Here is a 21,839-nt window from a genome sequence, read left to right as displayed (position 1 = left end):
TAGGCTTTTTTAATTGTCATGCTGGTTGCTGAGAATGAAGCGCTCTGTGAAAATCTGATCCTTGATGTCGGAATCAACCAATCTTTTCCTGACAAGACAGAGGGTTTTATGATTTTTCTTGTGATTGTCCATGATCACTTTTTTGGGACGGAACACCGTACCGGATATATTTTGAATTTCATATGCTCTCTGGGTTTTGAGCAGACGTTTTCTCCGGTCGTAGAATTCCACCTTCAGACTTGTAAAATTGGCTTTATCCACCCAGAGAATCCGCTTTGAATATCCGCTGGAGCGTTTTTGTCCATCCTGTGAAGGCAGGGCTTCAATCACCCAGCATTCAGCCGCCGGTTCCACCTGGTCAAGGGTTTCATCCTTTAAAATCGTATACTGGAAGTTTTCGATTTTTTCCGGTTCCATGTCCTCATAGGTAAAATCGGTTCCCATGAAATAGGATTTCTTGCTTGCCGAGGCAATGCGCTGCATCTTCTGGGTTGCCGGCATATAAAGCCACTGGTCATCCTCGGCTTCCTGCTCATGGGTTAAAAGTGCAGTGCCCTTGATGTCTGCCGGCCCTGTGAAAACAAGCAGATACCGGTTAAGGTCGTTGTCCATCTTTTTTCCATACCGTTTGATTTCCCGTTTTTCCTTTGTCCCGCTTCTGCCGTCAACCAGCATCATTATTTCTTCGCCGTATTCCGTATCAACGCTTTGGCGGTTTTTCTGTTCTTCCATGATCTGCCGGCCGGTCATCTCTTGGCTGTAGACTGTGGAATGAAACAGCATCCCCCACAAGGGCAGCATCAGAAAAATAAAAACAAACTTTTTTGAATGACTTTTTAATCTCTTTTTCAAACTGAAGTTCTCCTTTTGCAGCACCCTCTTTGATAAAGAATCATTAACGGATGTGCGGAATCTGATTTTAGAAACTGATAATGCCTTTATACAAAAGCACTTATTTATTAACCTGTTCATATATACCGTCCCAGTCCCGTCCCGGCGGTACTTCCATAAAAGAACGAATCCGTTTCACCATTTCCCTGGACGGGCCGTCATCCGGGCGATATGCCAGGACCTTTTGAAAATTTTCAATGGCAGTCTCCCATTTTTCTTGACGGTAGCTGTCCAGACCTGCCCCATAGTACAGGATCACCTCATCCTGCTTTTCCAGGCGGGGCTGTTCCCCATGGCTGACAAGCTCATAGATGCTGATGGCCTGCTTCCTTCCCTTGACCCGGACATAATCGAGTTCACGGAGGACAAATGCCTCATCCAGCATTCCGGCTGTATTTTCTCCGATAATGATTTCGGTCCCGTAGATCTTGTTGAGCCCTTCCAGACGGGAGGCCAGATTCACCTGATCCCCCAGGACACCGTATGAAAACCGGTAGGGAGAGCCCAGGTTTCCGACCAGCATGGGGCCGGTATTGATCCCTGTCCTGGCGTAAAGCGGAGGGCGGCCGTTTTTTTCCCAGTTCTTCCGGAGCTGCCGGGCTTTTTCCGACATGGCCAGGGCAGCCGCACATGCCCGTCCGGCATGGTCGGCCTGCTCGATGGGTGCGCCGAAAATCGCCATCATCTCATCACCGACATACTCTTTCAGGGTCCCTTCATATTTGAATATTTCATCGGTCATTTCTTTGAAATAATCGCTCAAAATCTCGACAATCCGTCGGGGAGGCAGCCGTTCGGAATGGGTGGTAAAGCCCACCAGATCGGAAAACAGGACGCTCAGTTCCTTTTCCTCTCCTCCCAGCTGCAGGCGGGCCGGCTCTTTTGCAATGATTTCCGACACCGACGGCGGAACATACCGGCGGAATGCATCGGTGAGAAAATGAATATACGTCCTGTCCTCAATGGTCATCAGGAGGCCGCAGATCTGCTGTTCATCATCTTTCAGGGGATGCAGGTAGAGGTTCCCCACTATCTTTTCTCCGGTGTTGAGGGACAGGTTTTCCGAGCGCATATGGTGCGTCCGTCCTTTAAGGAGGGTGCTCTCAATTTGGGCTGTAACTTCGGGACTGTTGGGAAAGAGGCTGCCCACGGGATGATCTTTGATGTCTGCCAGATGGGTTGCCAGAATCTTCTCTGCAATCTGATTCATGGTCTGAATTCTGCCGTCTGCATCCGTGGCCAGGATGGCAACCGGCAGGGATGAAAGAAGGGTTTTGGTATACTGGGACTGGTTGATCAGGTGTCTTGCCTGGTCGATTACCAGATCCTGAAGCTTGTTGTAAAAGTGTTCCAGATCATCGTTCATATATTTCACTCAGCGCCGGTACGCAAAAAAGCGGAGATCTTCTCCGCTGCCAGAAAGACGTCCGGAGACTGTAAGCCATGAGGGGACCGCTTGTCAAGAAAAGCCGGCACATTTATAGCCGCCTTTTTAAGAATCTGTTCCCCCTGCTAAATCCGGGTGCCGTCCCTTTCATCTTCCGGTCCGGCGCATTCGGCCCCTTATCCGCCCAAAGGCCTGACAGATATGTACCTAATCCTAGGGGATGATGGATTGTTGAATTTAAAATCCGGCTGCCATGGTGATAATCGATCAAAATATATTTTTTTTGCACACTTTTTTCAATTGTTCAAAAAATTGTTCAAAAAGGGAAGCCCCCGGGCGTTTTCTTTATCAAGGTAAAGACCTTCCCAGCCCCTCCTGCTTTATCAGAAAACCAGTGAAACTCCCCTCCGGATCTGGTAATAAATAGTATCCAACAGATAAAAAAGATCAAAGGGGGTGTCATGTCAAGTACATTCGGGCGTGTATTCAGGGTTTCCACATTTGGGGAGTCCCATTGCAGGGGGGTGGGGGCTGTTGTGGACGGGTGTCCGCCGGGCATGGATCTTACCGAATCGGATATCCAGCCCCAGCTGGACAGAAGAAGGCCCGGCCAGAGCACCCTGACCACGGACAGGGATGAAACCGACCGGGTGACCATCCAGTCGGGAACTGAAAACGGAAAAACCCTGGGAACCCCCATCTCTCTTTTTGTACCCAATCAAGACCAGCGGCCCCATGATTATGAGGATATGAGTGGGATCCCGAGGCCCTCCCATGCAGATTATACCTATGAGATGAAGTACGGGACCCGGGCATCCAGCGGAGGGGGGCGGTCCTCTGCCCGGGAGACCATCGGCAGGGTGGCCGGGGGGGCTGTGGCGGAAAAATTTCTACGCCGGGACCTGGGGATCGAAATCGTGGCCTGGGTGAGTGATGTGTCTGACATCTCCTCCCAGGGGCCGGATCTTTTCAAACTTCAAAGAGATGAGGTGGATGCCACCATGATCCGCTGTCCGGACCTGGCCGCGGCAAAGGAGATGGAAGCCCTGATCCTGGAGGCCAAAACCGATCAGGATTCCCTGGGGGGGATTGTCTCCTGTGTATGCCGGAATGTCCCTGCCGGCCTGGGGGAACCGGTGTTTGACAAGCTGGAGGCCATGCTGGCCCGGGCCATGCTTTCCATCCCGGCGACCAAGGGCTTTGAAATCGGCTCTGGATTTTCAGGGACAAAAATGAGGGGATCCAAGCATAACGACCCCTTTGTCTCCAGGGGAGACCGGCTGGGCACCCTGACCAATAACAGCGGCGGGATCCAGGGCGGCATTTCCAACGGGGAGCCCATTCTGTTCCGGGTGGCCTTTAAGCCCCCGGCCACCATTGGTCTGCCCCAGAAAACCGTGGATTTCCAGGGCCGGGACACTGTGTTGGAGGCCAAGGGCCGCCATGATCCCTGTGTGGTGGCCCGGGCGGTTCCCATTGTGGAAAGCATGGCCGCCCTTGTTCTGGCGGATTGTGAAATGCAGCAGCGCTCCCGGCGGTGAAGGCCCGCCTTGAACATCCAAATCCAAGGGAATAGACCGGCCACGGCGCCCATGCCGGTTCCCTGGCAAAAAGAACAGGTCTGGCAGGAGGTCGCCCAATATTTTCAGACCATGGACCGGGCCTGCCGGGAATCCCTGGATCCGGTCCGCACCCTTGCCCTGTCCATCCGGCAGTCCCTTGAACGCCTGTCGGAACCGATGGATGAGTTGTGCGCGGTCTCCTGCCCGGACTGCCGGGATATCTGCTGTGAACGGGCCACCATCTGGTATGATTTCAAGGATCTGGCCTATCATTATTTTGCTTTTGGATATCTTCCTCCTGAACAGATCCGGAAAATAAAAGGACCGGGCAGAGCCCCCTGCTGTTCCATGCTGACGGAAACCGGCTGCTCCCTGCCCAGGAGCCGGCGTCCCTTTGTCTGCACCTGGTATATCTGCCCGGCCCAGAGATCCATGCTCGGGACCCCATCCTGCCATGCTGACCTTGCCAAGATCCCGGAGCTTGTGAAATCACTGAGGAACAGGCTGGAGGACCGGTTCTGCCGGATATCGGCAGGACACTTCCCCTCGGCACCGGCTCCGAAGGTCTAAAATCCTGTTTTCCATTCCCTTTCTGTGGTAATATAATTCCTTTAAAACGACAGATAAAAGGATAGAGATTTGATTCAATTAAAAGGATCCCAGAGAAAATATTTGCGTGGGCTTGCCCATAAACTCAACCCCTCGGCCCTTGTGGGGCAGAAAGGGGTGACCCGGGCTTTGATCGAAGAGATCGGCCAGGCCCTTGATGCGGCCGAACTCATCAAGATTAAATTTGTCGATCACAAGGATAAGGAGACCAAAACCGCGCTGACTGAGGAGATCTGTGAACAGACCGGATCAACAGCCGCCGGCATGGTGGGCCATGTGGTGGTTTTGTTCCGCCGGAATCCTGATCCTGAAAAGCAAAAGATAAACCTTCCGGGCTGATATTTCTCCGGCCCCGATTATTTCCCGTTCTGAACTTCTCCTTTGCCCTGTTTAATTTTTTTTGGATTTGATATATTAGATCCCCTTTTAAATAAAATGCAAATGAGATGACAATACAGAGGATGAATACATGAAGGTTGGAATCATCGGCCTGCCCCAGACAGGTAAAAAGACATTGTTCCGGATTTTAACGGGCAACGAGATCACGGAGCCGGCAAAGGCATTCAAGCCCGTTCCCGGAGCCGCCGACATCCTGGACTCCCGGTTCAATTCTCTTGTGGCCTTATATGAGCCCAAAAAACAGGTCCGGGCCCGGCTGGACCTGGTGCTTCTGCCCAAGCTGGAAGCCGAGACCATAGCCAAGGGGGAGATCTTCAGGGATATTGCGGATATGGATGCGGTCTGCCATGTGGTCCGGGCCTTTGAGGACGAGGCCGTCTACCATGCGGAAGGCTCTGTGGATGCGTTCCGGGATTTTGAGATGGTCAACTCCGAGCTGATCATGCATGACCAGATTTTTGTGGAAAAGCGGATCGAGCGCTTGGAGGCCATGGTCAAGAAGATCAAGGACGAGGCCCAGGAAAAGGAGCTGGTCCTCATGAACAAGATGAAAGACCATCTTGAACAGGAAAAGCCCCTGCGTCTCCTGGAACTCAGCGAAGACGAGGAAAAAATGATCCGGAGCTATCCCTTTATCACCCGGAAAAAACTGGTCATTGCCGTAAACGTGTCCGAGGAAGACCTGGGCTCCGGGGATATCCTGACCCGGTTCCAGGAGAGCTGCGGGGCGCAGATGATCGAGGCCATGACTGTTTCGGCCAAGGTGGAATCGGAAATTGCCATGCTGGACACGGAAGAGGAGAAAAAGGAATTTTTAGAGGATCTGGGTATAAAGGAGACCGCATTGGAGATGCTCACCGGCCTCTGCCTGAAAAGCCTGAACCTTATCTCCTTTTTCACCGTGGGCAAGGACGAAGTCCGTCAATGGCTGGTCCGCAAAGATGCCCCGGCCCCCCGGGCCGCCGGGGTGATCCATTCCGACCTGGAACGGGGATTTATCCGGGCCGAGGTATTCAAGTACGATGAACTCATGGCGCTGGGTTCCGAGGCTGAACTCAAGAAAAACGGGAAGTTTTACGTGGAAGGCAAGGAGTATCTTGTCCAGGACGGGGATATCCTGAACATCCGGTTTTCCGTATAGGCCTGTTTATTTTTCCAGCTTTTTTTTGGCTTTGTGCATCTGGACATCAATGGCCTTGATTTTTTCCAGCTTGTCTTTCAGGACGGACAGTTCTTTTTCCAAGCTTTTTTGGGATTTTATTTTCGCCCTTGCCTGTTCCAGTTCTGATTCGGCTTGTTCCAGTTTTGATCCGGTATTCTCCAGTTGCCGGGCAAGGGATTCAATCTGGATCTTTTGACTGCGGGTCCGGGACAGGAGATTTTCTTTCTCTTCTTGCACAGAACGGATCTGTCCGGCAAGGGCAATGCAGAAGACGGCCATTTCTTTTTCCTCCGGCAGAAGATCCAGAGATAGATATTGTTCCAGCCAATATTCCCCTTTTATGAAATCGGCTTTTGGATTGTCAGGATCAAGGTGGAGCAGGGCCATTTTCAGGACCGCGGTTTTGTAATGGCCGGTTTTGGGATAGGTCCGTACAATGAAGCCATACTCTTTTATGGCTTCCTCAAATTGCAAGGCCTTTTCTTTTTCCCGGGCCGACTCCATGTGGACCCGGGCCTGGTTTTCTGAAACCGGGAGACCGGAGATGCAGCCGGTCAGAACAAGGCTCAAAAGGATGAACCCAAAAAGGGAGATTCCCATAAAAGATCTCATGGGAAGGCCCCTGCATTTTCAGATTCCGGCTCCGGGGAATCCAGCGCCGGGAATTCAACCTGGAACAGAGAACCTTGATCCGGCATGCTTTGGACATGAACCCGGCCCCCATGGCCTTCTGTATAGGCTTTGACAATGGCCAGGCCCACACCGGATCCGTTCTGCGTTATCTGTCCGGCGTTGCCGGCCTGGTAGAACCGGGTAAAGACATTGGGAATTTCCTCCCTGGAGATGCCGATACCGGAATCCTGAACCCGGATCCGGGCCCCAAGCTCTCCCGGATCGATGCGGACAAGGATGTTTCCCTTTTCCGGGGTATACTTGATGGCATTGGTGATCAGATTGGAGACGATGATGGCGATTTTTTCCCGGTCCGCCATGATCTTCGGAACAGCAGAGTGTTTCAGTTCAAGGTCGATTTTTTTTGATTCTGCAATGAATCGGGTCTCTTCAACAACGGGCATCACTATGTTCACCAGATTCGACGGCTCCAGGTTGTATTCAATGGCTTCGGATTCGATTTTGGCCAGGTCAAGGTATTGCCGGCTCAGATGATTCAATTTGTCAACGGCCCTGGAGACAACTCCCAGTATCCGGACCTGGCCTTCATTGATATCCGGGGAGGCTTTTAAAACATCATGGGCCGACTGCATGGCCTGGAGCGGGGTCTTGATCTCGTGGGAAATCTGCTGCATCATCCGGGCTCTTTGACGGTTGACTGCGCTGATCCTTGAACCCATATCGTTGACCGCCTCTGCCAAAAGGGCAATTTCATCCCGGGACGAGACCCGGATTTCATCGAAGTTGCCCCGGGCCATTTCCTGGGTCCCCCGGATCAATTCACCGATGGGTTTTGTGAGGGTCCGGGTGATGATCAGGGCTGCTGCCGTGGCAGCCAGGAGGGAACCGGCGATTAAAGCCAGGGCAACCTGGACCGACTGGGCAATGATGGATTCGATTTCTCCCATTTCTTCCCCGATACGGAACTGATTCCTCTGGATCATGCTGTCAAGGGAGGCCATGAGCCGGGCCAGGTTCTCCTGGGTTTTCCCGGGGTCTGGTTCCTGATTTTCCACTGCCCGGACAAGGGTTTCATGGCTCTGGATCATCTCCTGGACCAGGGCCCTGTCCCGGGCGGAGGTCTGCCGGGAGAGCAAAAGCGTCAGTTGCTGGTTGACCTGTGTGCCGGTTTCGGAGAAGAGGGATAGATAGGTCGGGTCATTGGAGATAAGATATTTTTCCGCATAGGAGTTTTCATCCCGAACAATGGACTTGAGCTGCCGGGCTGCCTTCTGGGTCTGAACATTTGAGTTCAGGATGGTTTTGACCCCGGTGGATACTTCATTGAGTTCAAAGATGACATAGGCGCTGGACAGGATCACCAGCCCGATGATCGCGCCGAATCCAAGCATCATCTTTTTGTATACGGTCAGTTTCAATACTCAGGATTCCTAATCAATCGTAAGGATGTTCTTTGGCTTCCAAGGGATCTGCCGTAAACGGATAAGACTAAATGATATGGGGCTCCCCGGGGGGCGGCTCCATGGGGTTTCCGGGGGTTATTCCCCGGCGTTGCCATGGGCCTGGCTCAGCCGCTGCTTCAGATATTCGATCTCATCTTTGTCGTATTCGTAGAGATCAAAGCAGTAGCCGTCTTCTCCCAGGAGCCCCTCGGGGATCAGGTCCCCCATTTCATCCGGGTCTGTGATCATCTCACCGTAGAAGCAGACGGAAAGCCATCTTTCATCTGGATCGTCGTCGATGACGTCCACCATGGCAAAAAGGGATCTTGATTTCTGGTCCCTGCGCCGGGGCCGCAGGGAGTAGCTCACCCCGGGCCGGGCATTGAATTCCAGGTCTGTGATTTCAAGAGTCTTCAGGTGTTCAAGAAGTTCGGTAAAGGCTTTCTGGGTCTGGGAGTCATTGTCTTCCCAGGCGGATGCAAATTCTTCTATTTCATTCATTCTTTATTCCTTCATGTGCTTGACCAGATGTCCGAGTTCCGGGAAAATCAATCCGTTGCAGGCCAGTTTGCAGGCCTTAATGCTGCCAGGGATGCAGAAGACCACGCTGTTTTCGATGATGCCGGCCGTGGCCCTGGACATGATGGCGGCCGAATCGATTTCTTCAAAGCTGAGCTGGGCAAATACCGGGCCAAAGGCGGAGAGTTCCTTTGTAAAGAGCGGGCTGACCGCCTCAATGGTGACGTCCTTGGGACTGATTCCTGTCCCGCCGGACAGGATCACGGCATGGGGGCTGATTTTCCGGGTCACATGTTCCACCAGTTCCTGGACCGCCTGGATATCATCGGTAACGGTCTGGTGGATCACCACTTCATTTCCCTGCTTTTTGGCCTGTTTTTTTATCCAGGTTCCGCTTTTGTCCTCGGAAAGCTTTGTCCGGGTGGTGGAGACGGAGATGACGGCGATCCTCAGTTTTCCGAGGGCCTCTTTTTTGTGGAGAAGGGTGCTCATGGAATCCTCCCTAGGATCGGGCCTCCTTGAATACCAGGTCCTGATCATCATGTTCCCGGACCAGGACCTGGATGTTGTCCCCCTGTTCCGTGTCAATGGAAATCCCCTTGTAATCGGCCTGGATGGGCAGTTCCCTGTATCCCCTGTCCACGAGGATGGCCAGTTCGATCCGGGAGGGCCGTCCGAAATCCATGAGGGCCTCCATGGCCGCCCTTATGGTTCTGCCTGTGTAAAGGACATCGTCCACGAGGATGATCTCCTTGTCGTCAACGGAAAAGGGAATATTGGAGGGCCTGACAATGGGCTGGTGGCTGATCTTTGTCCAGTCGTCCCGGTACATGTTGATATCCATGGACCCCACGGGGATACGGATGCCCTCTATGGTGTAAATCTGATCGGCCAGCCGCTTGGCCAGGGAATCCCCCCGGGTTAAAATTCCCACAAGCGCCAGGTTTTGGGCCCCTTTATGGGTTTCAATGATCTCATGGGCAATTCGTGTGATGATCCGCTTGAAATCCTGGTCATTGAGAATGGTTTTTGATTTTTTCATGGAAAGTCTTTCAAGTCCTCCGGACCCGTCACGGGCCTTTTCATTATTACCGGTTCCACCCCTGTACCATTTTTTTTTTCGCCAGGCAATACCCCGGGCCCAATGTTAATATTGATTTTAAATCCCAGTTCCTATAATTCAATGGGCAGGGTCAGGGCTTTATGGTTTGGGGAAAATAATTTGAGCGGGATGTTAGGGGTATGAAATTTGACTGTACCGGCGTGATTCTGGCCGGGGGCCGGAACAGCAGGCTTCCGGGAAAGAAAAAATCCTTTCACAGGGTAGGGGAAACCACCATGCTGGAGAGGACCTGCGACCTGTTTTCAGATTTGTTCAGGGAGATCATCCTGGTGGTCAATGACCCCGGGGATTTCATTGGGCTGGATGCCATGGTGGTGACGGATATTATTCCGGCCGGGTGCGCTTTGGCAGGCCTTCATTCCGGCCTGTTCCACGCCTCCTATCCCTGGGCCTACGTGACGGCCTGTGACTTCCCCTTTGCCAGCCGGGCCGTGATTGAATATCTGGTCAAACGGACCGGGCCCGGGGCCCAGGTTGTCATCCCAAGGACTCCGGAGGGGCTGGAACCCCTTACCGCGGTTTACGCCAAGACCTGCATCCCTTTGATCGAGAAGAACCTGGCAAAAGAGATCTTCATGATCAAAAAATTTTTTAATAAAAAAAGGGTAAGGGAAATTCCCTTTGAACAATTGAAAAAACTGGACCCTGACCTTAACTTTAAGTTCAATGTCAATACCCCGGAGGATCTGGCCAGGGCCAGGCAATTGGTAAGACAATTAAAAATTAAGAATTGATAATTAATAATTGAGGAGCGGGGATCGGAACAGCGATCCCGGGAGGATAGAATGGATATTGCATCAATGCTGGAACAGGTCAAGGCACATCCGGATTTTTCAAAGGCCGGCATGGTCCTGTGCCACAACGGGGTGGTCCGGGAAAATACCCGGGAAGGAGATCCGGTTACGGGCCTTACCATCCAGGTGGACCATGAACTTCTCTCCCGGATCGTACAAGAGCAGAAATCCAGGCCCGGAATCGTTGAAATCCTGGTGCACATTGAAGAGGACAAACTTCTTCAGGTGGGGGATGATGTCATGGTTCTCATCGTTGCCGGGGATATCCGGGAAAATGTTATAGAGACCCTGGCAGAGACCCTGAATCTCATCAAATCCCAGGTGACCCGGAAAAAGCAGTTTTTCAAAGAATAAAACCCTTGTAAATACCCCATGGAAGCATTTTGGCTTTCATGGGAGGAAATGGAACTCATATGAAGGATTTTACACACCTGGATGCAGACGGCCGGGTCAGGATGGTCGATGTGGGAGACAAGGCCGAAACCCCGAGGACGGCCGTGGCCGGAGCCCATGTGGTCATGGCTCCGGAAACCCTTGAACGGATCATGGATGAAAAGGTGAAAAAGGGGAATGTCCTGGAAACGGCAAGGATCGCCGGGATCATGGCCGCCAAGAAAACATCCGATCTCATTCCCATGTGCCATCCCCTGAATATCACCCATGCCCGGGTGGATTTTTTTCCCGATCCCTCGGGAAACCGGATCCGTATTGAGGCTGAAGTTTCCCTGACCGGAAAAACCGGGGTGGAAATGGAGGCTTTGACCGCCGTGACCGTGGCCGGCCTGACCATCTACGATATGTGCAAGTCCTATGACCGGGCCATGTCCATCTCCAAGGTTTTTCTCAAGTCTAAATCCGGGGGCAAGAGCGGGGTTTATCGGGCAGATCCGTCAGGGGACAATGACCTTTCCTGATTTCAGCCAGATCAGCCCGGATAACCTGGCATGGCTGGCTTTGGGGTTTGGTCTGGGAATCCTGGTCTGTTTTATCCTGACCCGGCTGGGCCTCTCCTTCTTCTCGGGCCGGCTGGAAGAGCTTTCTGATAAGGCTTTGTACAAGAATTCCACCCGGTTCATGGAGATTGCCGAATCCTATTTTTCAACCTATGTGAAGGAGGCCAGGAAAGATTTTTCCATCCGGGGGGATGAGATCCGGCATACCATAGACCCCATCCGCCAGACCCTGGACCGGTATGAATCCCGGCTCAGCGAGATGGAAAGGGAAAGGGAAAAGGCCTATGGAACCATCACGGAAAAGCTCCTTGAGATGGGAAAGACCCAGCACCTGCTCCACATGGAGACCGGGAATCTGGTCAAGGCCCTGCGCCAGCCCCATGTGCGGGGACGGTGGGGGGAGATTACCCTCAGGCGGGTGGCGGAGCTGGCCGGTATGGTATCCCACTGCGATTTTGAGGAGCAGAAGACCGGGACAGGGGAGAACGGCCGGCTGAGGCCGGACATGGTGGTGACCCTGCCGTCCAATCGCAAGATCATTGTGGATGCAAAGGTTCCCCTCATGGCCTACCTGGACGCCCTGGAGGCAGGAGATGAAAACGAAAGACAGGCCAGGATGGCGGACCATGCCCGCCAGGTCATGGCCCATGTCGTTTCCCTGGGGTCCAAGCAGTACCAGTCCCATTTTTCCCCCTCTCCTGAGTTCGTGGTCCTGTTTATCCCTGGGGAGAATTTTTTCTCGGCCGCCCTGACCCATAAGCCCGACCTCATTGAAAGGGCCGTTGAAAAAGGGGTGATCCCTGCCACCCCCACCACCCTGATTGCCCTGTTAAAGGCGGTTTCCTATTCCTGGCTCCAGAAGAAAAGCTATGAGAATGCAGAGGAGATCCGGGATTTAGGGGTCCAGCTTCACTCCCGCCTTTCTGCCATGGCCGACCATATGAACCGTCTGGGCAAGGATATTGAAAAAACTGCGGCCAGCTTTAACCGGACCGTGGGCGCCATGGAAAAGCGGGTCATGCCCCCGGCCAGAAAGCTTTCGACCCTGGGGCTGGGTTCCGTGAAAACCACGGAGCTTTCTTTTCTGGATCCCTCGGTTTCCGGGGTGAGAAAGGTCGGAAAAGGAGAGGATGATGGAGAATAGAGTAATGGCTTTGTTCCGGCCTGGAAGTGGAGGTCCGGTAGCGGCCGTCTGGGCTTTGGTCCTTGTTCTTATCTGCCTGGGCGGATTTCTCGGATGCGGCCCTTCAAAGGGGATGCGGCCCGGAGAAGAGGGCTTTCCTTTGAAAAAACTGAAGCCCCGGCAATATCCCCGGTTTGAGGACAGCCTGGGTTTTAAGGACCTTTGCACCTCCCTTGAAAACAGCCTGACCTATTTTTCAAGGGTCCCAAAAGGCCGGACCTATACCCTGGGCAGAGAGGTATACCCGGCCGGACACATGGCCCGATCCATTGAGGTGTTTAGGGATTTTCTGGCCGGGTCTCCTTCGGTAAAAGAACTCAACTCTTTTATCAAAAAGAAATTCATCGTCTACGAAAGCGTGGGAAACCCGGATCATGAAGTCCTGTTCACAGGATACTTTGAGCCGGTTTATGAGGGAAGCCTGTCACCCGGCCCGGAGTTTGAGTGGCCTTTGTTTTCCCTGCCCTCGGATCTTCTTAAAATCGATCTCTCCCTGTTTTCGGACCGGTACAAGGGGCATAAGAGCCTGACCGCACGGGTAGACGGGAACCGGGTGCTTCCCTATTTCACCCGGGAGGAGATCAACCTTTTAAAGGATTTTTCCGCCAGGGCAGAGCCGGTGATCTGGCTCAAGGACCGGGTGGACCGGTTTTTCCTGGAAGTCCAGGGATCGGGCAGGATCCGGGTTCCGGGCGGAGAAGAGATCCGGGTCCACTATGCCGGGTCCAACGGGAATCCCTACCGGTCCGTGGGCCGGTATCTTATTGACCAGGAAGAAATTTTAAAAGAAGATATGTCCATGGCGGCCATCCGGAACTGGCTGGAAGCCAACCCCCTGCGTATGGATGAGGTCCTTCACCATAACCCCAGTTTTGTCTTTTTCCAGCAGGAAGAGGGGGGACCCTACGGGAGTATCGGGGTGGAACTCACCCCTTTGCGGTCCATCGCAACAGACCATAAGCTTTTCCCCTGGGGAGGGCTTGGCTTTATGATGGCTGCCCTTCCTGATCCTGAATTCCCTGCCCCCAGGGACCAGTGGGCGCCGGCTTCCTTTTTTGTCATGAACCAGGACACCGGCGGCGCCATACGGGGACCGGGCCGGGCAGATCTTTTCTGCGGCAGCGGGACTCTTGCCGAATTTACGGCAGGAAATATGAATACCCCGGGCCGTCTCTTTTTCCTGGTCCTGGCCCAGCCTGACTCTCCCGGCGATTTCTGATCAAAATGATTTCCTGAAACATATTGAACAGATATCTGATTTTTTTTATGCAATAGCGGCTTGAATTGTGTTATGTCTCTGATTGGGAATTATTTTTACTCATTAAATCGGGAAAGGAAGAGTAAATGGGGATAGAGGATAGGTTCTGGCAGATGGCAGAGGCGTTTGTGTCCCAGGTTAAACAGGAATCCGGCTATCCGGTCATCGTCTGCGATGAAGCAGGAGTGATTCGAATTGCCTCGGACCGGACCCGGCTTGGGGATACCCATGCCGGAGCCCAGAAGATCATGTCCGGGGAAGTGGATGAGGTATTGGTTACGGCAGAAGATGCCCTGGAAAATCCCCTTGTCAAAGAGGGGTACAACTGCGTAATCCAGGCGGGCCAAAAGCGGGTGGGAACCTTCGGTCTCGCCGGAGACGTGGACCGGGTCAAGTCCCTGGCCAGGATTTCCTCCCTGGTCATGACCTCCTGGGTGAATGAACTGGAACAGAAAGAACAGATCGACCAGACCTCCCAGCGGGTATTTTCCAGTGCCGATGTGATGACGGACAAGAACAGGGATATTTCCGAAAGGACAAAAACCATTTTCCAGGAGATTGAGAAGTCCGCCGGTCAGGTCCTTGAAAATGTCAAGGTCACCGACGATATCCTCAAGACCATCCAGGATATTTCTTCCATGAGCAATATCCTGAGTATCAACGGCACCATTGAAGCCTCCCGGGCCGGGGAACAGGGCCGGGCCTTTGCCGTTGTAGCCCAGGAGATGCGGGAAATGTCAAAGGCGACAAAAGAGGCGGCCCTCACCATTGAGAAGAATATGGGAATTATCAATGGCTCCATTGAGGATCTGAACCAGACCCTGGAGGCTTTTTCCGGAATTTCCGTTCAACAGAATGAGATGATTGATGAGACCATTGTCATGATTAATGAGTTCAAGGATTCCCTTCTCAGGCTCAAGCAGGGGGGATAAAGATCCCCTTCCCGGACTCTATCTCCATTGAATATCTCCGGATCTGAACCTGAGTTCCACGATTTTTCCCGGAACAAGGCCGAGGCGGGATCCGTTTTCAGGTGAAAGGCTGAGGGCAAAGCTCAGGTCATTTACCTGGATAAAGGTCATGATGTTTCCGGTCTGTTTTTCCAGGAGCATGGAGATCACCTGTCCCGGGATTTGATTGTCCATATCCGGATCATGGGCCTGTTCTCCGGACAGGCATATCCGAATCCGGTCCCTTTGTATCACGGCGGTTTGATCCGGCCCCCCGGGCAGGGACAGCCGGATCCGGCCGATATCCCCCAGGGGGCGGACCATTGTCCGGGTTCCTGTCCGGTTTTCATAGGGTCCGGGAATGATGATCTCCCGGCCCGTGGAAAACAGTCTTCCCTGGAAAATGGAGATCTGGGTGTCCGAGCATTTGTAAAGCCATTGGAGATCGTGACTGGCAATGATCAGGGTGGTGCCCCACTCTTTTCTGGCGTTGAGGGAGGCCTGGCGGATCAGGCCGGCACTCTCGGTGTCCACGCTGGCCACAGGCTCGTCCAGGAGCAGGACTTCAGGCTTGAGGATGAGCCTGGCCGCCATGGCCACCCTCTGGGCTTCCCCCCCGGAGAGTTCATGCCATTTGCGCCGGGCGAAATTTTCATAATCCAGGCCGACAATGGACAGGGCCTGGCCCACCCGGTTTTCCAGATTCCGGGTATCTTTCCGGATGGCCAGTCCATAGGCCACATTGTCGAAAACGCTCCGTTTCAGCAGGTAGGGTTTCTGGGTCAGGAGACTCACCCGGGCCCTGACCCGGGGGGAAAAGGGGACTTCGGGCTGCCCGTTGAGATGAACGGCTCCCTGCCTGGGCTTCATGGCAAAGGCCAGGATTTTCAAGAGAGTGGATTTGCCGCTTCCGTTGGGCCCCTGGAGCCCGGTGATGGAGCCTTTGAAAATGGAAAGAGCCCCAATGTCGAGAACCTTTTTTTCCCCGTAGTAATGGACAAGGTCCTTTATTTCAAATACAGGGGCCGGGCTCATTGTCTTCTCAGGAAGGAAAGGGAAAGGTTGACGGCAAAGGCAATGGTGATCAAAACCAGTCCCAGGGCAATCCCGTCGGCAAAGAGTCCCTTGTTGGTTTCAAGGGCAATGGCCGTGGTGATGGTCCGGGTATGATACTTGATATTGCCCCCCACCATCATGGAGATGCCCACCTCGGTGAGGACCCGTCCATAGGCCGTGACCGCGGCGGCCAAAATGCCGTATCGCACCTCCCAGAGGCAGGTGGCAATGATGTTTTTTTTCCCGGCGCCCAGGGAAACCAGGGTCAGCTTAAGATCCGGATCCAGGTTTTCCACGATGGAGGCGGTGATGGCCGTGACAATGGGAAAGGCCAGGATGGTCTGGCCCATGGCGATCCCGGTAAGGGTGAACAAGAGGTTGAACTCCCCCAGGGGGCCCCGGCTGGAGATCAGGGCGTAGATTACAAGACCGATGAACACCGTGGGCAGGGCCAGGAGAGTATCCAGAACGGTTCTTAAGGGTTTTTTGTACTTAAAATTAAAGTACCCCAGGACAAATCCGCAGGGAAGACCTGCTCCGATGCTGACCAGCATGGAGCAGGTGGAGATCTTCAAGGTTGCAGATACGGCGGTCCAGGTGGAGGCATCCCCGGAAAAAAGAAGCTGGACCGCCTTGATCAGGCCTGCAACGATATAATCCATGGATGATCCGGGTTATTTGGCATTGGGGATAAAGAGTTTTTTCCCCAAAAGCCTGAAATCCCGGATCAGGTCCTGGGCCGCCTTGGAGGCCATCCAGTCGGAGAATTTCAGGGCCAGATCATACTTGGCCTTGGGGCAGTTTTTGGGATCCAGGGTCAGGACGCTGTACTGGTTCAAAAGGATCTTGTCCCCTTCCACCAGGACCTGTAAGGGGGCATTGCCTCCCTGCTGGGACTGGTACTTGATATAGGTGCCCCGGTCGGTCATGGTATACCCTTTTCTTTCCTGGGCCACGTTGATGGTGGCCAGCATGCCCTGGCCGGTCTGGACATACCAGGACTCTTTATCCGGAAGCTGGATTCCGGCATTCTTCCACAGCAGTTTTTCTTTTTTATTGGTGCCTGAGTCGTCTCCCCGGCTCATGAACATTGCCTTGCCCGCCTTGACAGCGGCCAGGGCGCCGGAGATATCCTTTCCCTTGATGCCGGCGGGATCGGATTCAGGGCCGATGATGACGAAATCATTGTACATGACTTCCCTGCGGTCTTTTCCGTATCCGTTGGCAATGTATTTTTTTTCCGCCGGGGGGGCATGGACCAGAAGCACATCCACGTCACAGTTCTGCCCCAGTTTCAGGGCCTTGCCCGTTCCGGTGGCCGTCCATTTGAGTTCAATCCCAGTATCTTTTTCAAAATGGGGGATGAGATAATCCAGAAGCCCGGTGTTGTCCGTACTCGTGGTGGTGGCCATCATCAGGCTGTCAGCCTGGGAGGTTGCCGAGGCAAATATCAGAAACAAGACAGCGGCAAGGATCGACTTCAGTTTTTTTCCGTTCATTTTTCTCTCCTTTGAATTAAGTGATTTTTCCCTTTGATGGAAAATGATTTTGTCCCTTCAAAAAGAAATATGCGAATCCAAGGGTTTAGTCAAGAACATCGTAAATAAAGGAGTATGCGGTTTAAAAGGTTACCGATAACAACCAAAAATAACAGAAGTTCCTATCGATCCTTGAGGAAAAGTTCGTGATACTCGTCTTCGGAGAGATGGTTTTTCAGCATTTTGTTGACGAACATATAGATCTCTTCCAGTTCACCGTTGGAAAGCCTGGGCAGAAGCGCCGCCATGAAACTGTCCTCGGAAAATTTCTGGAGGTAGAACATCACGGTTTCTTCGTCGGTGTTCCGATCCATGCCGAAGGCACCGAGTCCCTTGTACTCCTGGATAAAATTATGGGTATCTTTTTTCATTTTGATAAATCTTCAGCCTCGGGGGTGCGGCTTCATTAAAATCTGTTTACGGGTTTTGTCTTGAGCCGGGCCATTCACTGCAGGGAAATTTCAGGCATCAGGATCCAATCCTTTGACGGTGATATAGTAGATGGGACAGGAGGTCCGGTATTTGCAGTAAATTTTCGGATCCTTGCAGTGGAGGCATTCCCGGCACAGATAAGTGTCATATTTTGCACATCGATAATTGGTTTCCCTGTGGGGATGTTTCCTGCATTTTCCCATTCGGTCTCCGGCATTCCTCTTACCCGTGTTTATCTCGGTCAGGAACGGATTTCCATTTAATACCGATTTTTTTACAGAGTTTCAATATGGGATTTTTTTTGTTTTGTCAAAGGAACCCCATTGTTGCAGAGGGGGATTCCATTTACAAACCGGAAATATTTTTTTATACTCAACAAATCAATTCTTAAATGATCCTAATCTGAATAGGCCGGGAGTTTCCATGGATTTTAAAGGTTTTGCAGCACGTCTGGGAATTGAAGAAGAGGATTTTCTGGAGCTGGTCGAACTCTATGTAATGACCTGCCGGGCCGATATTGAAAAAATCAGACAGGGAATCCTTTTGGGTGTTCCGGCAGATGCGGCGGCAGCGGCCCACTCCATAAAAGGGGCCGCCGGCAACCTGGGCTTTGAAGAGATGGCAGGACTGGCCCAAAAAATGGAAATTCAAGCCAGGGCTGGCAGCCTTGAAAATTTCAAGACCTATATTTCAGATCTTGAAAAACAGATAACCGGCCTGGGAAAGGGCTGATGCCGTCCAGGCAGGGAGATTGAACCATGGGAAAGTCGCAGGCCTATACCATACTGGCAGTGGACGATAACCTCATGAACTTAAAACTCATTGAAAAATCCCTTTCCAAGGAAGGGTATGAGGTGATTATTGCAGACAACGGGCCGGAAGCCAGGACCATGGTCGTGGAAAGGCGGCCGGACCTGATCCTTTTGGATATTGAAATGCCTGAAGAGGACGGATTTGAGGTCATCAGGAAGCTGAAGGACAACACGGCCACCAGTACCGTACCGGTTATCTTCCTGACCGGTATCAGTGAGGTGGACGCCAAACTAAAGGGATTTGACCTGGGGGCTGTGGATTATATTACCAAACCCTTTCACCCCCTTGAGGTCCTGGCCAGGGTCAGGATTCATCTCAAGCTCTCCATTGCCACCAATTCCCTGATCCAGGATCAGGCCGGAAGGCTCAGACAGATCACCCAGGCCCAGGCTGCCATGCTGCCCCTGCCCGGGGAATACCCCAATGCCCGTTTCGGTGTCTATTACAAGTCCCTGGAAGAGGCCGGGGGAGACTTTTACGATATCCTGAACATTTCCGAGAATATTACAGGATATTTTGTGGCGGATTCTTCGGGGCACGATATTGAGACCAGCTATATCACCGCATCTGTAAAGGCGCTTCTCGCCCAGAACTGCACCCCGGTTTACTCTCCCATGGAAAGCATGAAGATGATCAACGACGTCATGGTGGAGATCCTGCCGGAAAGCAAATACCTTACCGCCACCTACCTTCACCTGAACCGGTCCACCATGACCCTGACCATCATCAATGCCGGCCACCCGCCTGTGGCCTTTCTACCCCTGGCCGGAGAGCCCTTTCTCATCAAAACCGAGGGGGATATTCTCGGCATGTTCTCCGACGCCAGGTTTGCCAGCCACAGGATCCGGGTAAAGCCGGGGGACCGGTTTTTTGTCTATTCCGACGGGCTGGTGGAGTCGGCTGAAAAGCGTGTAACCTGGGTGAGCGGGGCGGAAAGCCTGGTCTCCCTCTATCCCGGGTTGAGGGGTGTTCCCCTGGACCAGGCCCCAAAGGCCTTGATCCGGGAATTGTTCGGCCCGGACAGCCTGCCCGAGGATGATATCGTACTGCTTTGCATAGAGGTCTAGATTCGATTTCTCCCGGAAGGGAGGAAAAATTAAAGCCGTGAAATATCCGGGTGATGGATATGGCAGATCAATCCAGAAAGATGAAGGTGGTTGAAAAAAGGAACACTCTTTTCATCGGGTTTTCTTCCTGCATGGAGAGCATTGATGAAGTGTGCCGGATCGCCGAGACCTATCTTAAGACAAATATTCCTGAAATTTCATCCCAGATGTTCGCCCTGAATCTGCTCATGCGGGAAGGATTGACAAATGCGGTCCGCCATGGCAATAGAAATGACTCGGGCAAGGATGTGGGGTTTCTGCTCAAGGTCACTGACAAGGCCCTTGTCCATATGGAGATCGAGGATCAGGGTAAAGGATTTGACTGGGGAAAGCAGGAGACTTCTCAGATGGAGGAGGCAGAGGACCATGGCCGGGGAATTCCCATCATGCAGAGCTATGCCACCTGGTACGGGTATAATAAAAAAGGCAATATCCTGTACATCCAAAAAGAGGTGACCCCCTGATCTTAACCTCTCCGTAACCATAATCTAACAAAATTCTAATCATAAAATGATACAAATGCCCGACATTCGATACGGATTAATAAAGGAGATTTCATGACGGCCCACCTGCAAAGAGCCATGCACAATATAAAAAAAGAGATTCTTTCTTTGGGTGCCATGGTAGAAGACCGCTTTAAAAAGTCCATTGAAGCTGTTCAGACGGAAAACCTTCAGCTGGCCCAGTTCATCATTGATACGGATTTTGAAGTGGATGAGAGGGAAATTGAGGTGGAAGAGGAATGCCTGAAAACCCTGGCCCTGTATCAGCCGGTCGCCACGGACCTCAGATTGATTGTGGCGGTGATAAAAATCAACAACGATCTGGAGCGGATTGCAGACTATGCCGTCAATATTGCCAGACGCTTCAGGACCTCCTGGGAGAACCCGAACAAGTTCAAGTATGATTACGCAGCCATGGCGGAACAGGCATCCAAGATGCTGAAAAAAAGCCTGGACGCCCTGGTCAGTATGGATGTGGATATGGCCCATGATGTCCGCAATATGGACAAAGAGGTCAATGCCATGAGAAATGAGGCCTATGATGCCATGAAGGCCAATATCCGGGACAACCCGGACATGGTGGCGGAGATCATAAACATGTACCTGATTTCAAGACATATCGAGAGGATCGGAGACCATACGACCAATATTGCGGAAGAGGTGATTTATCTGATTGAAGGGGAGATCATCCGCCATACCTGAGATATCCACAGGATATCCCTGCTGCGGATCATCCCGCTTTGAAAGACAGGCCAATTTGAAAGTCAATCGCCATGGGGCTCCTGGTTTGAGACGGGCTGTGGTGTATGATTTTCCCATGACAGGATGGAAAAAATGCTGAAAGAAACCATACTCATCGTTGACGATGAAGAAGACATCATTGAATTGATAAAATACAACCTTAAAAGTGAAGGGTACAATATCCTAACGGCCATTACCGGTGAGGAGGCCATCAAAATATCCAAACAGGCCCGGCCGGATCTCATGGTCCTGGATCTCATGCTGCCGGGCATTGACGGGCTGGAAGTGACAAGGTACCTGAGAAACAACGGGGAAACCAAGGATATGCCCATTGTCATGCTCACGGCCAAGGGAGAGGAATCCGATGTGGTCACCGGCCTTGAGCTGGGGGCCAACGACTATATATCCAAACCCTTCAGCCCCAGGGAACTGACCGCCAGAATCCGTGCCATCCTGAGAAGGCGCCAGCAGAAAGTCGTTGAATCCAGGACCCGGGTCAAGCAGGAAGGGGAGATGATCATTGACCAGGCCAAGCATGTTGTCACCATTGAGGGAGAGGTCATTGACCTGACCCTGTCTGAGTTTGAACTGCTCTCCTTTCTGGCGGATAAAAAAGGATGGGTGTTTACCCGGGGCCAGATCGTTGACGCCATTCACGGTGAGAATTATGCAGTGACGGAGAGAAGCATCGATGTTATCATCGTGGGGCTGCGTAAAAAACTTAAACAATACGCAGCCCTCATTGAAACCGTAAGGGGTGTGGGGTACCGGTTCAAAGAATAGAT

27 protein-coding genes are annotated in these 21,839 nt (G+C 52.4%); 15 read left to right on the top strand and 12 right to left on the bottom strand.

What is annotated here, in order from left to right; genetic code table 11:
- Nucleotides 1-9 precede the first annotated feature (9 nt).
- Complete coding sequence (locus F608_RS0106740) at nucleotides 10-852, bottom strand: outer membrane lipoprotein-sorting protein (protein WP_022664856.1); 843 nt, start codon at nucleotides 850-852, stop codon at nucleotides 10-12.
- 100 nt (nucleotides 853-952) lie between these two features.
- Nucleotides 953-2,257 (bottom strand): adenylate/guanylate cyclase domain-containing protein, encoded by a 1,305-nt coding sequence (locus F608_RS30970; RefSeq protein ID WP_022664855.1) that lies wholly within the window; start codon nucleotides 2,255-2,257, stop codon nucleotides 953-955.
- 482 nt (nucleotides 2,258-2,739) lie between these two features.
- Between F608_RS30970 and aroC the strand changes: the two genes are divergently transcribed.
- From aroC to ychF, 4 genes are all read left to right on the top strand, one after another.
- Nucleotides 2,740-3,819: a chorismate synthase gene (aroC, locus tag F608_RS0106725; protein ID WP_022664854.1), complete on the top strand. Its 1,080-nt coding sequence runs from the start codon at nucleotides 2,740-2,742 to the stop codon at nucleotides 3,817-3,819.
- A 9-nt stretch (nucleotides 3,820-3,828) separates the two neighbouring features.
- On the top strand, nucleotides 3,829-4,410 hold the full coding sequence (locus F608_RS30965; protein ID WP_153307456.1) for a hypothetical protein: 582 nt from the start codon (nucleotides 3,829-3,831) through the stop codon (nucleotides 4,408-4,410).
- Nucleotides 4,411-4,479: 69 nt separating this feature from the next.
- A complete protein-coding gene (gene yhbY, locus F608_RS0106715) occupies nucleotides 4,480-4,788 on the top strand; it encodes a ribosome assembly RNA-binding protein YhbY (RefSeq protein WP_022664852.1) in 309 nt (102 codons plus the stop codon).
- Between the two features lie 130 nt (nucleotides 4,789-4,918).
- The gene (gene ychF, locus F608_RS0106710) at nucleotides 4,919-5,989 is read left to right on the top strand and encodes a redox-regulated ATPase YchF (protein ID WP_022664851.1); all 1,071 of its coding nucleotides are present in this window, start codon (nucleotides 4,919-4,921) and stop codon (nucleotides 5,987-5,989) included.
- Nucleotides 5,990-5,995: 6 nt separating this feature from the next.
- On the opposite strand, the gene F608_RS0106705 is transcribed toward ychF, so the two are convergent.
- From F608_RS0106705 to pyrR, 5 genes are all read right to left on the bottom strand, one after another.
- Entirely contained in the window at nucleotides 5,996-6,622 is a 627-nt protein-coding gene (locus F608_RS0106705) for a hypothetical protein (RefSeq protein WP_022664850.1), read from the bottom strand.
- On the bottom strand, nucleotides 6,619-8,061 hold the full coding sequence (locus F608_RS0106700) for a sensor histidine kinase (RefSeq protein WP_022664849.1): 1,443 nt from the start codon (nucleotides 8,059-8,061) through the stop codon (nucleotides 6,619-6,621). Before F608_RS0106700 ends, F608_RS0106705 begins: the two co-directional genes overlap by 4 nt.
- A 120-nt stretch (nucleotides 8,062-8,181) precedes the next feature.
- Nucleotides 8,182-8,586, bottom strand: coding sequence for a hypothetical protein (locus tag F608_RS0106695; RefSeq protein WP_022664848.1), 405 nt, complete (start codon nucleotides 8,584-8,586; stop codon nucleotides 8,182-8,184).
- A gap of 3 nt (nucleotides 8,587-8,589) precedes the next feature.
- The gene (locus F608_RS0106690) at nucleotides 8,590-9,096 is read right to left on the bottom strand and encodes a MogA/MoaB family molybdenum cofactor biosynthesis protein (protein WP_022664847.1); all 507 of its coding nucleotides are present in this window, start codon (nucleotides 9,094-9,096) and stop codon (nucleotides 8,590-8,592) included.
- Between the two features lie 10 nt (nucleotides 9,097-9,106).
- On the bottom strand, nucleotides 9,107-9,646 hold the full coding sequence (gene pyrR, locus F608_RS0106685) for a bifunctional pyr operon transcriptional regulator/uracil phosphoribosyltransferase PyrR (protein ID WP_022664846.1): 540 nt from the start codon (nucleotides 9,644-9,646) through the stop codon (nucleotides 9,107-9,109).
- 200 nt (nucleotides 9,647-9,846) lie between these two features.
- Between pyrR and mobA the strand changes: the two genes are divergently transcribed.
- The 6 genes from mobA (at nucleotide 9,847) to F608_RS0106655 (ending at nucleotide 14,847) form a co-directional block, all read left to right on the top strand.
- The gene (gene mobA, locus F608_RS0106680) at nucleotides 9,847-10,461 is read left to right on the top strand and encodes a molybdenum cofactor guanylyltransferase (protein WP_022664845.1); all 615 of its coding nucleotides are present in this window, start codon (nucleotides 9,847-9,849) and stop codon (nucleotides 10,459-10,461) included.
- Nucleotides 10,462-10,512: 51 nt separating this feature from the next.
- Complete coding sequence (locus F608_RS0106675; protein WP_022664844.1) at nucleotides 10,513-10,875, top strand: molybdenum cofactor biosynthesis protein MoaE; 363 nt, start codon at nucleotides 10,513-10,515, stop codon at nucleotides 10,873-10,875.
- Nucleotides 10,876-10,934: 59 nt separating this feature from the next.
- Complete coding sequence (gene moaC, locus F608_RS0106670; protein WP_022664843.1) at nucleotides 10,935-11,435, top strand: cyclic pyranopterin monophosphate synthase MoaC; 501 nt, start codon at nucleotides 10,935-10,937, stop codon at nucleotides 11,433-11,435.
- Nucleotides 11,422-12,618 (top strand): DNA recombination protein RmuC, encoded by a 1,197-nt coding sequence (locus F608_RS0106665; RefSeq protein WP_022664842.1) that lies wholly within the window; start codon nucleotides 11,422-11,424, stop codon nucleotides 12,616-12,618. Before moaC ends, F608_RS0106665 begins: the two co-directional genes overlap by 14 nt.
- The gene (gene mltA / locus F608_RS0106660) at nucleotides 12,608-13,876 is read left to right on the top strand and encodes a murein transglycosylase A (RefSeq protein ID WP_022664841.1); all 1,269 of its coding nucleotides are present in this window, start codon (nucleotides 12,608-12,610) and stop codon (nucleotides 13,874-13,876) included. Before F608_RS0106665 ends, mltA begins: the two co-directional genes overlap by 11 nt.
- Nucleotides 13,877-14,001: 125 nt before the next feature.
- Nucleotides 14,002-14,847 (top strand): sugar diacid recognition domain-containing protein, encoded by an 846-nt coding sequence (locus F608_RS0106655; RefSeq protein ID WP_022664840.1) that lies wholly within the window; start codon nucleotides 14,002-14,004, stop codon nucleotides 14,845-14,847.
- A gap of 18 nt (nucleotides 14,848-14,865) precedes the next feature.
- Here F608_RS0106655 and F608_RS0106650 read toward each other — a convergent pair whose 3' ends face one another.
- From F608_RS0106650 to F608_RS36560, 5 genes are all read right to left on the bottom strand, one after another.
- Nucleotides 14,866-15,900 (bottom strand): energy-coupling factor ABC transporter ATP-binding protein, encoded by a 1,035-nt coding sequence (locus tag F608_RS0106650; protein WP_022664839.1) that lies wholly within the window; start codon nucleotides 15,898-15,900, stop codon nucleotides 14,866-14,868.
- Entirely contained in the window at nucleotides 15,897-16,583 is a 687-nt protein-coding gene (locus F608_RS0106645) for an ABC transporter permease (protein WP_022664838.1), read from the bottom strand. The genes F608_RS0106650 and F608_RS0106645 overlap by 4 nt, the downstream gene beginning before the upstream one ends.
- Nucleotides 16,584-16,595: 12 nt before the next feature.
- Nucleotides 16,596-17,420 (bottom strand): ABC transporter substrate-binding protein, encoded by an 825-nt coding sequence (locus F608_RS0106640; protein WP_022664837.1) that lies wholly within the window; start codon nucleotides 17,418-17,420, stop codon nucleotides 16,596-16,598.
- A gap of 161 nt (nucleotides 17,421-17,581) precedes the next feature.
- A complete protein-coding gene (locus tag F608_RS0106635) occupies nucleotides 17,582-17,830 on the bottom strand; it encodes a hypothetical protein (protein ID WP_022664836.1) in 249 nt (82 codons plus the stop codon).
- Nucleotides 17,831-17,920: 90 nt separating this feature from the next.
- Nucleotides 17,921-18,094: a hypothetical protein gene (locus F608_RS36560; protein ID WP_022664835.1), complete on the bottom strand. Its 174-nt coding sequence runs from the start codon at nucleotides 18,092-18,094 to the stop codon at nucleotides 17,921-17,923.
- Nucleotides 18,095-18,314: 220 nt separating this feature from the next.
- Between F608_RS36560 and F608_RS30955 the strand changes: the two genes are divergently transcribed.
- The 5 genes from F608_RS30955 (at nucleotide 18,315) to F608_RS0106605 (ending at nucleotide 21,837) form a co-directional block, all read left to right on the top strand.
- Nucleotides 18,315-18,623 (top strand): Hpt domain-containing protein, encoded by a 309-nt coding sequence (locus F608_RS30955; RefSeq protein ID WP_022664834.1) that lies wholly within the window; start codon nucleotides 18,315-18,317, stop codon nucleotides 18,621-18,623.
- Between the two features lie 26 nt (nucleotides 18,624-18,649).
- On the top strand, nucleotides 18,650-19,771 hold the full coding sequence (locus F608_RS0106620) for a PP2C family protein-serine/threonine phosphatase (RefSeq protein ID WP_022664833.1): 1,122 nt from the start codon (nucleotides 18,650-18,652) through the stop codon (nucleotides 19,769-19,771).
- Between the two features lie 59 nt (nucleotides 19,772-19,830).
- Nucleotides 19,831-20,274: an ATP-binding protein gene (locus F608_RS0106615; RefSeq protein WP_027362540.1), complete on the top strand. Its 444-nt coding sequence runs from the start codon at nucleotides 19,831-19,833 to the stop codon at nucleotides 20,272-20,274.
- Nucleotides 20,275-20,367: 93 nt separating this feature from the next.
- A complete protein-coding gene (phoU, locus tag F608_RS0106610; protein ID WP_022664831.1) occupies nucleotides 20,368-21,015 on the top strand; it encodes a phosphate signaling complex protein PhoU in 648 nt (215 codons plus the stop codon).
- Nucleotides 21,016-21,147: 132 nt separating this feature from the next.
- On the top strand, nucleotides 21,148-21,837 hold the full coding sequence (locus F608_RS0106605; protein ID WP_022664830.1) for a response regulator: 690 nt from the start codon (nucleotides 21,148-21,150) through the stop codon (nucleotides 21,835-21,837).
- The last annotated feature ends 2 nt before the right edge of the window (nucleotides 21,838-21,839 follow it).

Source organism: Desulfospira joergensenii DSM 10085 (genome assembly GCF_000420085.1).
Lineage (GTDB): Bacteria > Desulfobacterota > Desulfobacteria > Desulfobacterales > Desulfobacteraceae > Desulfospira > Desulfospira joergensenii.
Note: the sequence above shows the minus strand (reverse complement) of the source record. Positions and strands in the feature narration are given on the sequence as shown.